Genomic DNA, 14,315 nt, shown 5'->3' with positions numbered 1-14,315 from the left:
GCGGGTCAGCGGCGCGGCGGGAAGTGGCGAATGATGCCTTCCTGCACCACCGTCGCCAGCAATTCCCCCGCGCGCGAATAGAAGTGACCGGTGGCCAGGCCGCGCGAGCCGGCCGCCACGGGCGACTGCGTCGCGTACAGCGCCCACTCGTCGAACCGGAACGGGCGGTGGAACCAGATCGAATGATTCACCGTCGCCGCGACGATGCGGTCGAAACCCCAGGACAGCCCGTGCGTGGTGATGATCGAGTCCAGCACCGTGGTGTCCGACGAATAACCCAGTGTCGCAACGTGAATCAGCGGATCGTCGGGCATCTCGCCGTCGGCGCGCATCCACACCCGGTTGTAGTCGAGGGTGCCGCCGGTGCCCTTGAGGATCCACGCCGGATCGTTGGTGTAGCGCATGTCGATCGGGTGCGGGGCCTGGACGAACATCTGCAGCCGGTCCTCGAGGCCCGCGAAGGACTCCTCGACACGGGGCAGGCCGTCGGGATCGGGCACCTGCGGCTGCGGGGCGGCGTGCTCCAGGCCCTTTCCCCAGTCCTGGAAGGCCGCCAACATGACGAACAGCTCCTGATCGTCCTGCAGGGCGGTGACGGTCCGATTCGCGAACGAGCGGCCGTCACGGTGGCGTTCCACCCGGTACTCGATCGGCTTCTTCACGTCACCGCCACGCACGAAGTGGGCGTTGACCGCGTGTACCGGGCGCCCCGGTCCGACGGTCCGGCCGGCCGCGACGATGGCCTGCGCCACCAGCTGCCCGCCGAAGGTCCGGCTCCACACCTTCTCCGGGTGCTGCCCGACGAAGACGTCCTCGCCGGTCTGCTCCAGATCGAGCAGCCCGAGCAGCACTCCCAGGTCACCCGTTGCGGTGTCGGACGGTTCGCCCAGCGACGTACTCACCTCAGTGATCCTCCTCGCCGATTCGGTGCACATGGATGAGGTTGGTGGAACCGATTGTGCCAGGCGGGGATCCGGCCACGATCACCACCAGGTCACCCTTGGCGTACCGGTTCAGCGACAGCAGCTCCTTGTCGACCTGGCCGATCATCTCGTCGGTGGTGCCGACCGGCGGCACGATGAACGTCTCCACGCCCCAGGTGAGCGCCAGCTGGCTGCGCACCTCCGGCAGCGGCGTGAACGCCAGCAGCGGCAGCGTGGTGTGCAGGCGGGCCAGGCGGCGCACGGTGTCGCCGGACTGGGTGAATGCCACCAGGGCCTTGGCATTGAGCCGCTCGCCGATGTCGCGGGCGGCGTAGGAGATGACGCCGCGCTTGGTCCGCGGGACGTGCGTCAGCGGCGGCACCTGCGCGGAGGACTCGGACTCCACGGCGTGCACGATGCGCGCCATCGTCCGGACCGTATCGATCGGGTACTCGCCGACCGAGGTCTCACCCGACAGCATCACCGCGTCGGCGCCGTCGAGCACCGCGTTGGCGACGTCGGAGGCCTCGGCGCGAGTGGGCCGGGAATTGGTGATCATCGACTCCAGCATCTGGGTGGCGACGATGACGGGTTTCGCGTTCTCGCGGGCCATTTGGATCGCGCGCTTCTGCACCAGCGGCACCTGCTCGAGCGGCAGCTCCACGCCCAGATCGCCGCGGGCGACCATGATCGCGTCGAAGGCCAGCACGATCGCCTCGAGATTGTCGATCGCCTCCGGCTTCTCCAGCTTGCCGATCACCGGCACGCGGCGGCCGACGCGGTCCATGATGTCGTGCACCAGTTCCACGTCCGACGGGGAGCGCACGAACGACAGCGCGATGAAGTCGACGCCGAGCTTCAGGGCGAATTCCAGGTCGGCGATGTCCTTTTCGGACAGCGCGGGAACGGACACATCCATGCCGGGCAGTGACACGCCCTTGTTGTTCGAGACCGGGCCGCCCTCGGTGACCCGGCAGACCACGTCGTGGCCGTCGACGCGGACCACGGTCAGGCCGACCTTGCCGTCGTCGACGAGCAGGCGGTCGCCGGGCTTGGCGTCCTCGGACAGCTGTGCGTAGGTGGTGGAGACGCGGTCGTGGGTGCCTTCCACGTCGTCGACGGTGATACGCACCTCCTCACTCGTCGCCCACATGGTCTTGCCTTCGATGAACCTGCCGAGCCGGATCTTCGGCCCCTGGAGATCCGCGAGAATGCCGACGGCACGGCCCAATCGGTCCGCGGCTTTCCTGACCTTCTGATAATTCTCGGCATGGTCGGAGTGCTCGCCGTGACTGAAGTTCAACCGGGCCACGTCCATGCCGCTTTCGACGAGTTCGCGGATCCGGTCCTCGGAGGCGGTAGCCGGGCCGAGGGTGCAAACAATTTTTGTTCGTCGCATCACGAGTCGAGCCTAGTCCTGCCGCGCGGCGGCCGCTGACTGGGCATACCCTCCGCTATCAATCCTCCGAAACATGACGCGCGTCACCGTGCGACATGCCGTGCCAAGCGGGTTTCCAGGCGTGTTTGGGCAAATCCGAGTATCAAGCAGATGACCCAGTAGTAGACCGCCGCGACCCCGTAGAGGGCGAAGAAATCGAACGTGGGCGCGGCGGCCAATTGAGCAGTCCGCAACAACTCGGTAACCAAGATCGTGGACGCGAGCGAGGTGTCCTTCACCAAGGAGATCAGCGTGTTGGACAACGGCGGCACGGCGATCCGCGCGGCCTGCGGCAGGATGATCGAACTCAGCGTCTGCGGGTAGGACAGGCCCAGCGCCTGCGACGCCTCCCACTGGCCCTCGGCGACGGAGAGGATGGCCGCGCGGATCACCTCCGCCGCGTAGCCGCCGACATTGAGACTGAACGCGATCACGGCGGCCGGGAACGGATCGATCACGATGTTCAGCTGCGGCAGCGCGTAGAAGACGATGAACAACTGCACCAGCAGCGGCGTGCCGCGAATGATCGAGATGTAGAACCGGGCCGCCGCCGATACGGGCCACATCTTCGACATTCGCGCCAGCGCTACGAACAGCGCGAGCACCAGGCCGATGGCGAAGCTGATCGCGGTGAGCGGCAGCGTCTTGGTGACCGTCGCCTCCAGCATGGGCTGGAGATTGTGCCGGATCAGCTCCCAGGTGGCGGAGTCCATGCGTTATTTGCTGACGTCGGTTCCGAAGTACTTGTCGGAGATCCTTGCCAGGGTGCCGTCGGCGCGCAGCGCGTCGAGGGCGCCGTTGACCTCGGAGGTCAGGGCGCCGGAGTCCTTGCGGGCGGCGAAGGCCTGGTGGCTGGTCTCGCCCGTCTTGCCGGAGACCTTGACGCTGGTGTCGCTGGTGGTCTTCGTGTATTCGCCGACGGCGAGGGTGTCGTTGACCGTCGCGTCGACGCGGCCGTTCTTCAGTAGCTGGATGGCCTGCACGAACCCCTCGACGGCCTCGACCTTGCAGCCCGCGCCGGACGCGACCTTGCTCCAGTTGCTGGTCGAGGACTGCGCGCAGACCTTGCCGTTCAGGTCGGGCAAGGTGGTGATGCCCGGTTTGTCGGCGCGGGTGACGATCACGCCGTCGGAGGTGGTGTAGGGCTGGGACAGCGAATACTTCTGCTCGCGATCGGGATTCACGGTGACCTGGTTGGCGACCAGGTCGAAGCGCTTGGACTCGAGGCCCGCGAAGAGCGCGTCCCACGGGGTCTGCACGAATTCGACCCGCTTGCCGAGCTTGCCGGCGACGGCCTGCACCACCTCGACGTCGTAACCGGTGAGTTTCCCGTCGGGACCCTGGAAGCTGAAGGGCGCGTAGGTGCCCTCGGTCCCGACCTTCAGCAAGTTCGGATCGTTGCTACCGCAGCCCGCGGCGAGCCCGCTGACGACGGCGACGGCGAGCACGGCGGCGAACAGCTTGCGGCGCAATGATCTACCTCTCCAGCGGGCGCGGATGCCTCGCGCGCACGGCACACAACACCGCCACACCCTACGACATGCGGGTATACCCACCCAGCATTACGCGCGCGGCGATCCGAACAGCCGCAACATGGGGTCCTGGATAGGCGCAACAAGAAAGTCGCGGACAGCCGCGGCAACAGAGCCCCGGACAGCCGCGGCAAGAAAGTCACGGATAGGCGCAGCAAGAGAATCCAGGCCAACCTGCCCGTCATCCCGGCACCCTTTTCGGCGGGATGACGGGGGCGGAGCGGGGTCAGTTCTCCTGGAGTGGGCGGCCGTACTGGTCGCGGACCTTGCCCGTGAGGATCATGATGCCGTCGATGAGGGGCCAGATGCCGCCGATGCCGCAGGTGAGCCATGTGACCGCGATCTGTCCGACGGCCAGGCCGGGGTAGCCGAGATAGAAGCGGCCGACGCCGAAACTGCCCAGGAAGATCTGCAGGAGTCCGGCCACCATCTTCGACTTGTCCGAGTACGGCTCGCCGTACATGTTGCGGCCGAAGGGGGCCTCGGGGTCCATGCCCGGCGCGCCGTACGGGGCGGGCGGGTAGCCGCCCGGCTGACCGTAGGGCTGGCCGTATTGTTGCGGCTGGCCGTACGGGTTCGGCTGGCCGTATGCGTCCACGGGCGGTTGCTGGCCCATGGGCTGCCCCGTGCCCGGCCCGGTTCCGGGCGCGCCGTACTGCGGCCCGTACCCCGGCTGCTGCTGGTATGGGTCGGTCACTCGGTTCCTCCTAGTTCACTCGGGCCCGCCTGACCGGCCCGGTCTCCCCGCCCCGCCGCGTATGTGCCGCGGACCGGACTCAATTCTTGCCCGACTCCGTCGATTTCGTCGCATCGGACGTTGCGGAGTCTGCCGCATTCTCACTGTTATCGGTGAGGGATGCGGTTTCGTTGCCGGTATCGGCCACGGATTCACTCGCCGCCCCGCCGGCGGGCTCGCCCGCTACATCCTCCGCAGACCCGCCTGCCGCATTCTCTGGGGACTTGCTCGCCGCCTCGCCCGCGGGCTTGTTGACCGCACCCTCTGTAGACGCGCCCGCCGCACCCTCGGCAGGCTTGCCTGCCGCGACGTCCGCGGGCTTGCTCGCCGCACCCTCTGCAGACTGGCTTGCCGCGTCCTCAGCGGAATTGCTCGCGGTACCGTCGGCGGGTTTGCTCGCCGCCGGCTCCGGGGACTCGCTCGCAGACTCAGCGGCCGCATCCGTCGACGGTTCGCCCGCGGCCTCTGCGCTGGGCTCGATCGACGTGTTCTTCGCTTCTGCCGCAGTGGTTTTCGTTGCTGTGGGCTTGTCGTCGGACTCGGATTCCGTTGGGAGGTCGTCGGATTCCTCGGACGGGTCGGTTTCCGTAACTGCGGTCGCGGCCGGGGTGGCGGATTCCGCGCCTGCCCGGCGCAGTGCGCCGAACTGCCAGGGCCATGGGCGGTGTCCGCCGGGCTGCAGTTGTTCGGCGGCCTCGCGTCCCTTGGTGGCGAGCAGGAAATAGGCTATGGCGCAGAGGAATACGACCGCGGAGGTGAACGAGTTGATCCGGACGCCCGCGATGTGGGTGGCCTCGTCGTCGCGCAGCAGCTCCACCCAGAACCGGCCGAAGCAGTAGAGCGCGACGTACAGCGCGAACAACCGGCCGTGGCCGATGCGGAAGCGCTTGTCCACCAAGACCAGCACCAGCACGCCGATCAAGTTCCACACCAGCTCGTAGAGGAAGGTCGGCTGCACCACCTTCTCCACCACGCCGGTGGACACGCCGTTCATCATGTCGAGCTGACCGTCGGAGTCGAAGCGCAGGTAGATCTCCAGCCCCCACGGCAGATCGGTGGCGCGGCCGTAGAGCTCCTGGTTGAAGTAGTTGCCGAGGCGGCCGATCGCCTGCGCCAGCAGGATCGCCGGAGCGATCGCATCGCCCAACGCCGGCAAGGGAATTCGATACACCCGGCAGCCGATCCACGCGCCGACCCCGCCGAGCAGCACCGCGCCCCAGATGCCGAGGCCGCCCTCCCAGATCTTCAGGGCGTTCATCGGATGGCCGTCGTCGCCGAAGTACTTCTGCCAATCCGTGGCGACGTGGTAGAGCCGCCCGCCGATCAGTCCGAACGGCACGGCGAACATCGCCACATCGAGCACCGCGCCGGCCGGCCCGCCGCGCTCACGCCAGCGCCGCTCCCCCCACCAGATCGCCGCGACGATACCGACGATGATGCACAGCGCATACGCCCGCAGCGGGAACCCCCCGATGTACCACACCCCGCGCGGCGGACTGGGAATCGAGGCCAGCACCGCCGCCTGTACCCCACCGTGCGAAACAACACTGTCTGCCAGGACTGCAAAAGTCACGCGCCCACCGTAACGGAATACGGACGAACCGTAGTCGCCACCCACCACCGGGCGGGTTTCGCGACCAGGGTTACGAGGCGACCGGGGTGGAGCGGACGCCCTGGGCCAGTTCGGCGGTGAGGGCGCGGACCTGGTCGAGGCCTTCGGCGACGGCGGAGACCAGGGCCGAGCCGACGATCACGCCGTCGGCGTAGGCGGCGATTTCGGCGGCTTGGGCGCCGCTGCGGACGCCGAGGCCGACGCCGATCGGGATGTCGGAGTGGGTGCGGATGCGGGCGCACAGGGCGGGGGCCGCCGAGGAGACGGCGGCGCGGGCGCCGGTGACGCCCATGGTGGAGGCCGCGTACACGAAACCGCTACTGGCCTCGATGGTCTTGGCGAGTCGCTCCTCGGTGGAGGACGGCGCCACCAGGAAGATGCGGTCGAGATCGTGCGCCTCGGCGGCGGCGATCCACTCCCCGGCCTCTTCCGGAATGAGGTTCGGGGTGATCAGGCCCAGCCCGCCGGCGGTGGCGAGATCCCGCGCGAAACGGTCGACGCCGTACTGCAGCACGGGATTCCAGTAGGTCATCACGACGGCCTTGCCGCCGGAATTGCTGATCGCCTCGACTACCGAGAAGACGTCGCGCACCCGCACGCCGCCGCGCAGCGCCTGTTCGGCGGCCGCCTGGATGGTGGGCCCGTCCATCACCGGATCGGAGTAGGCGATGCCGACTTCGATGATGTCGCAACCGGATTCGACCATGGCGGTGCAGGCGGCGATGGAACCGACGAGATCGGGGTAGCCCGCGGGCAGGTAGCCGACCAGTGCGGCGCGATGCTCGGCGCGGCAGTCGGCGAAGGTGCTGCCCAGGCGACTCACTTGTCGTCCTCTCCGTACAGTCCGAACCACTTGGCGGCGGTATCCATGTCCTTGTCGCCGCGGCCGGACAGGCTGACCAGAATAATCGCACCCTCGCCCAGTTCACGGCCCAGTTGCAGCGAGCCCGCCACCGCGTGCGCCGACTCGATGGCCGGGATGATGCCCTCGGTGCGCGAGAGCAGCAGCAGCGCGTCCATCGCCTCGGTGTCGGTGATCGGCCGGTACTCGGCGCGGCCGATGTCCTTCAGGAACGCGTGCTCGGGGCCCACCCCTGGATAGTCCAAACCCGCTGAGATGGAATGAGATTCGATCGTCTGACCGTCCTCGTCCTGCAGCAGGTACGAGTACGCGCCCTGGAACGCGCCCGGCCGTCCGCCGGTGAAAGTCGCGGCATGCCTGCCGGTTTCGACGCCGTCACCGGCCGCCTCGTAACCGATCAGCCGGACCTCGGGGTCGTCGATGAAGGCGTGGAAGATCCCGATGGCGTTGGAACCCCCACCGACACAAGCGGTTACGGCGTCGGGCAGCCGCCCGGTCCGGTCCAGCACCTGCGCCCGCGCCTCCAGCCCGATTACGCGCTGGAAGTCACGCACCAGCAGCGGGAACGGATGCGGCCCGGCGGCGGTGCCGAAGCAGTAGTAGGTGTCGTCGGCGTGGGTGACCCAGTCGCGCAGCGCCTCGTTGATGGCGTCCTTGAGCGTCTGCGAGCCGGTCGTCACCGACACCACCTCGGCGCCCAGCAGACGCATCCGGGCCACGTTGAGCGCCTGCCGGGCGGTGTCGACGGCGCCCATGTAGACGATGCAGTCCAGGCCGAGCAGCGCGCACGCGGTCGCGGTAGCGACGCCGTGCTGACCGGCGCCGGTCTCGGCGATGACGCGGGACTTGCCCATCCGCTTGGCCAGCAATGCCTGGCCCAGCACGTTGTTGATCTTGTGGGAACCGGTGTGGTTCAGGTCTTCCCGCTTGAGCAGGATGCGCGCGCCACCGGCGTGCTCGGCCAGGCGGGTGCACTCGAACACCGGCGACGGGCGACCGGCGTAGTCGCGCTGCAACCGGTCCAGCTCGCCCAGGAAGTCCGGGTCGACGCGGCACTTGTCGTATTCGGCGGTGACCTCCTCGATCACCGCCATCAGTGCCTCCGGCACGTGCCGGCCGCCGTACGCGCCGAAGTGGCCGCCGAGATCCGGTTCGTGGCTGCGCTGGGTGACACCGACGCTCGCCTGCGGCAGCTCACCCGCGCCCGACTCCCGGGTCCGGGTCATCGTGCCGCACCCCGGCGCAGCGGCCGCGGGCAGGACGGGTGCGTCCCGGCGGTCGCCAGCTCGGAGACCGCGGCGCGCGGGTCGCCGCTGGTCACCAGGCTCTCGCCGACCAGCACGGCGTCGGCGCCCGCACCGGCGTAGGCGAGCAGATCGGCGGTGCCGCTGATGCCGGACTCCGCGACGCGGATGACCTCGGTCGGCAGGCCGGGCGCGATACGGGCGAACACGTCGGTGTCCACCTCGAGGGTCTTGAGGTTGCGGGCGTTGACCCCGATGACCGAGGCGCCGGCCTCCAGCGCGCGGTCGGCCTCCTCCTCGGTGTGCACCTCCACCAGCGCGGTCATGCCCAGCGATTCGGTGCGGTCGATGAGCGAGGACAGCACGTCCTGCTCCAGCGCCGCGACGATCAGCAGGATCACGTCGGCGCCGTGCGCGCGGGCCTCGTGGATCTGGTACGGGCCGACGACGAAATCCTTGCGCAGGATCGGCACGTCGACCACCGCGCGGACCGCGTCCAGGTCGTCCAGCGAGCCGTGGAAGCGGCGGCCCTCGGTCAGCACGCTGATGATGCGCGCGCCGCCGTCCTCGTAGGCCTTGGCCAGACTGGCCGGGTCGGTGATGTCGGCCAGCTCGCCCTTGGAGGGGCTGGCCCGCTTCACCTCGGCGATGACCCCGACACCGTCCTGATGGAGTGCGGCGTACGCGTTGCGCGGCGAGGGCGCCGCGGCGGCGGCCTGCTTGACCGCCTGGAAATCCAGGAGGGCTTCCCGAGCGGCCACATCCGCGCGGACCCCGTCGAGAATCGAGTCGAGTACCGTCATCTGGCTCGAATCCTTTCTGGGGAGACGGACTTGCTGCCTGAGAATCCCCCCAGGCGCTGTCTCACCGATGCTGATAAAGGGTAAATGGCTGTGCTCCAAGTTCTGACGCCGGGGTGTTCTGCGTCGCATCCGCCCGGAAGGGGATAATGCTCACCTTCCCGGCTCGTCGTCGGTGGGGTCGGTGCCGGCGTCGAGGGCATCCCACAGCACGCGCTCGGACAGTTGGTCGGGGGCCGTCGAGCCCGTGCCCGACGCCGCAGTGGTCGCGTCGCCCGCCGCGCGCTCCCGGGCCTGTTGCGCCGCAACCTGATCCGCCGCCGCGGCGCGTCGGAACACCGGGTTGTCGTACTTGCCGGACAGCCGCGCGGTGGTCTCGGGCATCCGCGCCAGCAGCACGCCCGCCACGAAGGCCGCCAGCGCGCCGATCAGGGTCAGCACGGCCGGGAACGTCGAGGTCGTCACCTGGTCCACGTGTGCGCGGGCCGGAAGCTCGGCCAGCCGGGCGGCCCGCTCGGCCGTCGCGGTGTGGCCGGTCAGCAGCGCGAAGCCCGGCACGGCGGCCACCGCCGCCAGCACCGCCACCACCACGCCGAGCAGCCGGCGCAGCCAGCCCCGGCCGGCGAGGATCGCGGCGATCGCCGCCAGCAGCACCAGCGACAACGGGGTCAGCGCCCCGAACCAGACACCGCCGTTGAGATGCTGGGTGCGCGCCTCGGTGAGACCGTCGGAGGACTCCAGCGTCACCCACGTCATCCGCGAGGCGGCCCACAGCGCGGCCGCGCCCACGAGCAGCAGCAGCGCCGGGCCGACGGGGTACTTGCGCTTCTCCGTAACGGGTTGGGCTGGTTCGGATTCCGGAGAACTCATCGCGGTGCACCGTCGGGATGGTCGGGGGTGCAGGCACGGACGGTCTGGGCGGCGGCGATGGCCTTGAGGACCGCCATGGCCTTGTTGCGGGATTCGGCGTCCTCGTACTCGGGATCCGAGTCGGCGACGATGCCCGCACCGGCCTGCACGTAGGCGGTGCCGTCCTTGAGCAGCGCGGTGCGGATGGCGATCGCGGTGTCGGCGTCGCCCGCGAAGTCCAGATAGCCGACCACCCCGGCGTAGGCGCCGCGGCGGGTCGGTTCCAGCTCCTCGATCAGCTCCATCGCCCGGACCTTCGGCGCGCCGGACAGGGTGCCCGCGGGGAAACACGCCCGCACCGCGTCGAGCGCGATCTTGCCCGCCGCCAACCGGCCCGACACGGTCGACACCAGGTGCATGACGTGGCTGTAGCGCTCCACGTGCCGATACTCGGTGACCCGCACCGACCCCGGTTCACACACCCGGCCGATATCGTTGCGGCCCAGGTCGACGAGCATCAGATGCTCGGCGTTCTCCTTCGCGTCGGCCAGCAGGCCCTTCTCCAGCAGCAGGTCGTCCTCCTCGTCGGCGCCGCGGGGGCGGGTGCCGGCGATCGGGTGCGTGGTGGCCACCCCGTCCTTCACCGTCACCAGCGACTCCGGGCTGGAACCCACGATCGAGAAGGCGGTGCCGCCGCTGCCGTCCGGGATGTGCATCAGGTACATGTACGGACTCGGGTTCGACGCGCGCAGCATGCGGTAGAGGTCGAGCGGGCTGCCGTCGTAGTCCATCTCGAACCGCTGCGAGAGCACCACCTGGAACGCCTCGCCGGCCTCGATCTCCTTGACCAGCCGGCGGACGCCCGCGCCGAACTCCTGGGCGGTGCGCTGGCGACGGTATTCCGGTTCGGGCCGGTCGAACACCGATACCGTCGACTCGGCGGGGGCGGCCAGCGCCGCGGTCATCCGGTCGAGGCGGGCCACCGCGTCGTCGTAGGCCTCGTCCACGCGCTCGTCGGTACCGTTCCAGTTGACCGCGTTGGCGATCAGCGTGATCGCGCCCTCGTGATGGTCGAAGGCGGCGAGATCGGTGGCCAGCAACAGCACCATCTCGGGCAGCCGCAGATCGTCGACGGTCAGTTCGGGCAGTCGCTCCATGCGCCGCACGGCGTCGTAGCCGAGGTAGCCGACCAGGCCGCCGGTCAGCGGCGGCAGGCCGGGCAGCCGCTCGGTGCGCAGCAACTCCAGGGTGTCGCGCAGCGCGGCCAGCGGGTCGCCGCCGGAGGGCGCGTCGGCGGGAGTGGCGCCCAGCCAGACGGCCTCGCCGTCGACCACGCTCAGCGCGCTGGGACTACCGGCGCCGATGAACGACCAGCGCGACCACGATCGCCCGTTCTCCGCCGACTCCAGCAGGAATGTGCCGGCTCGTTCGGCACCCAGCTTGCGATAGGCCGACAGCGGAGTCTCCGAGTCCGCCAAGACCTTTCGGATCACCGGTACCACCCGGTGCTCGGCCGCGAGCGCGCGGAACTGCACGCGGGTGGTGGTGTCGGTGGTCCCCGGACGGTCGGTCGCTGCGCCGTGCATCCGTCCATCATTCCAGGTGGGAAAGGACACGATATGGACACCCCGGCCAGCCCGGTCGCGGGTCGCCCCGAATAACTTCGGCGAAGAGCAACCGTGGACCCGGCATCCGGGTACCCTCCGGGCTCGAGTCGCACGCGGTATTCCCCATTTCGAGAGGAGTTCGACACAGATGTACCCCTCGCAGCCGGTCGCACCGGAGGGTTCACGCCACGGAGGTCACCCGATGATGCACGGTTCCGCGCCCGGCCAGCCGCCTCGGCCCGGGAATGCCGGCCAGTACTCCAGCGGGCAGAATCCGAGCAAGTACAACGCCCTGGCCTCCTTCGTCACCTATGTGAAGGCGATCGAGAACCTGGACCGCCATCGTTTCCCCGACGAGTACGCCGAGCACTCCGATCGCATCAAGGAACTGCGTCCGTTCCTGAAGGCACACGGCATTCTCGACGTCATGGCGGTCAAGAATCCCGAAGTCGCCGCGCTCCTCGGCGTCTGAGCGCACGCCTCGCGCGGTACCGGGCGCCCACCGTGCCCGGTACTGTCGCATCCTATGAAGGAAGGCCAGCGCGCTCCCCAGTTCGATCTACCCGACCAGTCCGGAATCTCGCGGTCCCTCGACACCCTGCTCGCCGACGGACCGCTGGTGCTGTTCTTCTTCCCCGCCGCCAACACCCCGGTCTGCACCGCGGAGGCCTGCCACTTCCGTGATCTGTCAGGCGAATTCGCCGCCCTGGGCGCGTTCTGCGCGGGCATCAGCACCGATTCGGTGGACACCCAGGCCGGCTTCGACGACAAGCAGCGGCTGGGCTACCCCCTGCTGTCCGACAGCGACGGCGCGGTCGCCGAGCGGTTCGGCGTCAAGCGCGGCCTGCTCGGCAAGCTCATGCCGGTGAAGCGGCAGACCTTCGTCATCGACACCGATCGCACGGTCCTGAAGGTGATTACCGGCGAACTCCGGGCGAACGTGCACGCCGATACCGCCCTGGCCTTCCTGCGTTCACGAAATAGCTGATCCGAAACGCCGGGGCGAGTCATTCCCCGGCACCCGGCCCTGCACATACGCTGTTGCTATGACTTCGCGGAGTGTGGAGCAAACGGCCGGCCACAAGCCCGCCTCGACCACCTGGCGCAATCGGATCCTGGCGCTGCTGGCCGTGGCCGTGGTGCTCGTCGTCGCCTACTTCATCCTCGCGGCGTTCATTCCACGCTGGTGGGCGCAGCGCGTCGCGAGCATGTCCGGCCACGGCAGTTTCGCCCAGGGCATCTGGTCCGGGCTGGCCCTGGGCTTCCTGTGCACCCTCATCCCGCTGCTTCTCCTGTTGTTCGCCGTGCTGTCCTGGCGGCGGCGCGCGGGCCGGTTCCTCGCCGGAGCGGCCGCGGTGCTGGCGCTCGTCGCGGCACTGCCGAATCTCATGACGCTCACCATCGTGCTGGGCGGCAGCAGCGCCGCGCACGCGGGTGAGCGTGTGCTGGACGTGGACGCGCCCGGCTTCCGCGGCGCGTCGCTGACCGCCGCGATCGTCGCCGCGGTCCTGTTCGCGCTCGTGGTGTTCATGGTCCTGCGCCGCAAGTACCGCACCCACCGCGCGGCCAAGCGGTCCGGGCTCGCGCAGCCGGTCGACACCACACCCGCATCGCCGCGACCGGGCCCGCCCGGCCCGCGCGAAGACCCTCCCCTGCACTGAAGCCACGTGATAGCTGTCACGTCATAAACCTGAGCCGTGACCATCGAGCGAAATCATGGCAAACTTGGTGCTCTGCCGGTGACCGATTTGAAGTTTCAATGATCGCTAGCTCAGCTAACGAAGGTTTGTCACGCGGCTGCAGTGAGAGGGCGCGATGTGACGAAGTGGCTGAATCCCACCGAACAGCGAGCTTGGCGGACTCTTGTCGCGCTGACGACTCGGCTACCAGCGGCGATGGATACCCAGCTGCAACGCGATTCCGGCGTAACGCATTTCGAGTACTTCGTCATGGAACTGCTGACCCAAGAACCCGGCCATCGCCTGCAGTTGAGCGAACTTGCCTCTAAGGCAAATGCATCGCTATCTCGACTGTCGCATGTGGTCACCAAATTGGAACGGCTCGGCTGGGCGAAACGCGAGTCCATGCGCGGTCGGCGCGGCGCTCACGCGGTGCTGACCGAAGCGGGCTACCGGAAGGTCGAGGAGGCCCGTCCCGGCTATCTCGAGGCGGTGCGCGGCCTGGTGTTCGACGGGCTCGACGACACGCGGACCGAGGAATTGGTGGAACTCGGCGAGTTGCTGGTGGCGCAGTTCGACGCCGGACTGGCCCGGGGCATCGGACGATCCGGCCGGACGAGTCCGGACGACGGCGAGGAGTAGGTGCGGGTCAGGTCTGGTCGGTCAGCAGCACATCGCCGTCCCAGCAGGTGTGCGTGCCCGTGTGGCAGGCCGCGCCCTCCTGGTCGACGAGCAGCAGCACGGTGTCGCCGTCGCAGTCCAGGCGCACCTCGTGCACGTACTGGGTGTGCCCGGACGTCTCGCCCTTGACCCACAGTTGCTGCCGCGAACGGGAGAAGTAGGTCGCCTTGCGGGTAGCGAGGGTCCGGGCCAGCGCCTCGTCGTCCATCCACGCCATCATCAGCACGTCCCCGGAGCCGCGCTCCTGCGCGATCGCGGCGACCAGCCCGGCCTCGTTGCGCTTGAGGCGGGCGGCGATGGCGGGATCCAGACTCATGCAGACCTTTATATCAATGCGGCCGGATATATCGAC

At 68.8% G+C, this 14,315-nt stretch carries 16 protein-coding genes; 4 read left to right on the top strand and 12 right to left on the bottom strand.

The features are described from left to right. Window positions 1-5 precede the first annotated feature (5 nt). From QH470_RS32160 to QH470_RS32110, 11 genes are all read right to left on the bottom strand, one after another. Entirely contained in the window at window positions 6-911 is a 906-nt protein-coding gene (locus tag QH470_RS32160) for an acyl-CoA thioesterase (RefSeq protein ID WP_400183049.1), read from the bottom strand. Beyond that, window positions 904-2,325, bottom strand: coding sequence for a pyruvate kinase (gene pyk / locus QH470_RS32155; protein ID WP_280276140.1), 1,422 nt, complete (start codon window positions 2,323-2,325; stop codon window positions 904-906). The genes QH470_RS32160 and pyk overlap by 8 nt, the downstream gene beginning before the upstream one ends. Window positions 2,326-2,405: 80 nt before the next feature. After that, window positions 2,406-3,074, bottom strand: coding sequence for an amino acid ABC transporter permease (locus QH470_RS32150; protein WP_280276139.1), 669 nt, complete (start codon window positions 3,072-3,074; stop codon window positions 2,406-2,408). A 3-nt stretch (window positions 3,075-3,077) separates the two neighbouring features. Next, on the bottom strand, window positions 3,078-3,833 hold the full coding sequence (locus QH470_RS32145) for a transporter substrate-binding domain-containing protein (protein WP_280276138.1): 756 nt from the start codon (window positions 3,831-3,833) through the stop codon (window positions 3,078-3,080). 286 nt (window positions 3,834-4,119) lie between these two features. Further along, a complete protein-coding gene (locus QH470_RS32140) occupies window positions 4,120-4,590 on the bottom strand; it encodes a TM2 domain-containing protein (RefSeq protein WP_280276137.1) in 471 nt (156 codons plus the stop codon). A gap of 79 nt (window positions 4,591-4,669) precedes the next feature. Then, window positions 4,670-6,250 (bottom strand): prolipoprotein diacylglyceryl transferase, encoded by a 1,581-nt coding sequence (gene lgt / locus QH470_RS32135; protein ID WP_280276136.1) that lies wholly within the window; start codon window positions 6,248-6,250, stop codon window positions 4,670-4,672. Between the two features lie 22 nt (window positions 6,251-6,272). Continuing rightward, window positions 6,273-7,094, bottom strand: coding sequence for a tryptophan synthase subunit alpha (gene trpA, locus QH470_RS32130; RefSeq protein ID WP_280276135.1), 822 nt, complete (start codon window positions 7,092-7,094; stop codon window positions 6,273-6,275). Next, the gene (gene trpB / locus QH470_RS32125) at window positions 7,061-8,329 is read right to left on the bottom strand and encodes a tryptophan synthase subunit beta (RefSeq protein WP_280276134.1); all 1,269 of its coding nucleotides are present in this window, start codon (window positions 8,327-8,329) and stop codon (window positions 7,061-7,063) included. The genes trpA and trpB overlap by 34 nt, the downstream gene beginning before the upstream one ends. Next, entirely contained in the window at window positions 8,326-9,150 is an 825-nt protein-coding gene (gene trpC, locus QH470_RS32120) for an indole-3-glycerol phosphate synthase TrpC (protein WP_280276133.1), read from the bottom strand. Before trpC ends, trpB begins: the two co-directional genes overlap by 4 nt. A 150-nt stretch (window positions 9,151-9,300) precedes the next feature. After that, window positions 9,301-10,017 carry a TIGR02234 family membrane protein gene (locus QH470_RS32115; RefSeq protein WP_280276132.1) on the bottom strand — a complete coding sequence of 239 codons (717 nt, stop codon included), beginning with the start codon at window positions 10,015-10,017 and terminating at the stop codon, window positions 9,301-9,303. After that, window positions 10,014-11,582, bottom strand: a complete 1,569-nt coding sequence (locus QH470_RS32110; RefSeq protein WP_280276131.1) for an anthranilate synthase component I — start codon at window positions 11,580-11,582, stop codon at window positions 10,014-10,016. The genes QH470_RS32115 and QH470_RS32110 overlap by 4 nt, the downstream gene beginning before the upstream one ends. A 223-nt stretch (window positions 11,583-11,805) precedes the next feature. Between QH470_RS32110 and QH470_RS32105 the strand changes: the two genes are divergently transcribed. From QH470_RS32105 to QH470_RS32090, 4 genes are all read left to right on the top strand, one after another. Beyond that, window positions 11,806-12,075, top strand: a complete 270-nt coding sequence (locus QH470_RS32105) for a hypothetical protein (protein ID WP_280276130.1) — start codon at window positions 11,806-11,808, stop codon at window positions 12,073-12,075. A gap of 54 nt (window positions 12,076-12,129) precedes the next feature. Further along, on the top strand, window positions 12,130-12,591 hold the full coding sequence (locus QH470_RS32100) for a peroxiredoxin (RefSeq protein WP_280276129.1): 462 nt from the start codon (window positions 12,130-12,132) through the stop codon (window positions 12,589-12,591). A gap of 58 nt (window positions 12,592-12,649) precedes the next feature. Continuing rightward, window positions 12,650-13,264, top strand: coding sequence for a permease (locus tag QH470_RS32095; protein ID WP_280276128.1), 615 nt, complete (start codon window positions 12,650-12,652; stop codon window positions 13,262-13,264). 156 nt (window positions 13,265-13,420) lie between these two features. Then, window positions 13,421-13,924: a MarR family winged helix-turn-helix transcriptional regulator gene (locus QH470_RS32090; RefSeq protein WP_280276127.1), complete on the top strand. Its 504-nt coding sequence runs from the start codon at window positions 13,421-13,423 to the stop codon at window positions 13,922-13,924. Between the two features lie 7 nt (window positions 13,925-13,931). Here QH470_RS32090 and hisI read toward each other — a convergent pair whose 3' ends face one another. Next, window positions 13,932-14,279 (bottom strand): phosphoribosyl-AMP cyclohydrolase, encoded by a 348-nt coding sequence (gene hisI, locus QH470_RS32085; protein WP_280276126.1) that lies wholly within the window; start codon window positions 14,277-14,279, stop codon window positions 13,932-13,934. Window positions 14,280-14,315: the final 36 nt, after the last annotated feature.

Source organism: Nocardia wallacei (assembly GCF_029868745.1).
Taxonomy (GTDB): domain Bacteria; phylum Actinomycetota; class Actinomycetes; order Mycobacteriales; family Mycobacteriaceae; genus Nocardia; species Nocardia wallacei_B.
Note: the sequence above shows the minus strand (reverse complement) of the source record. Positions and strands in the feature narration are given on the sequence as shown.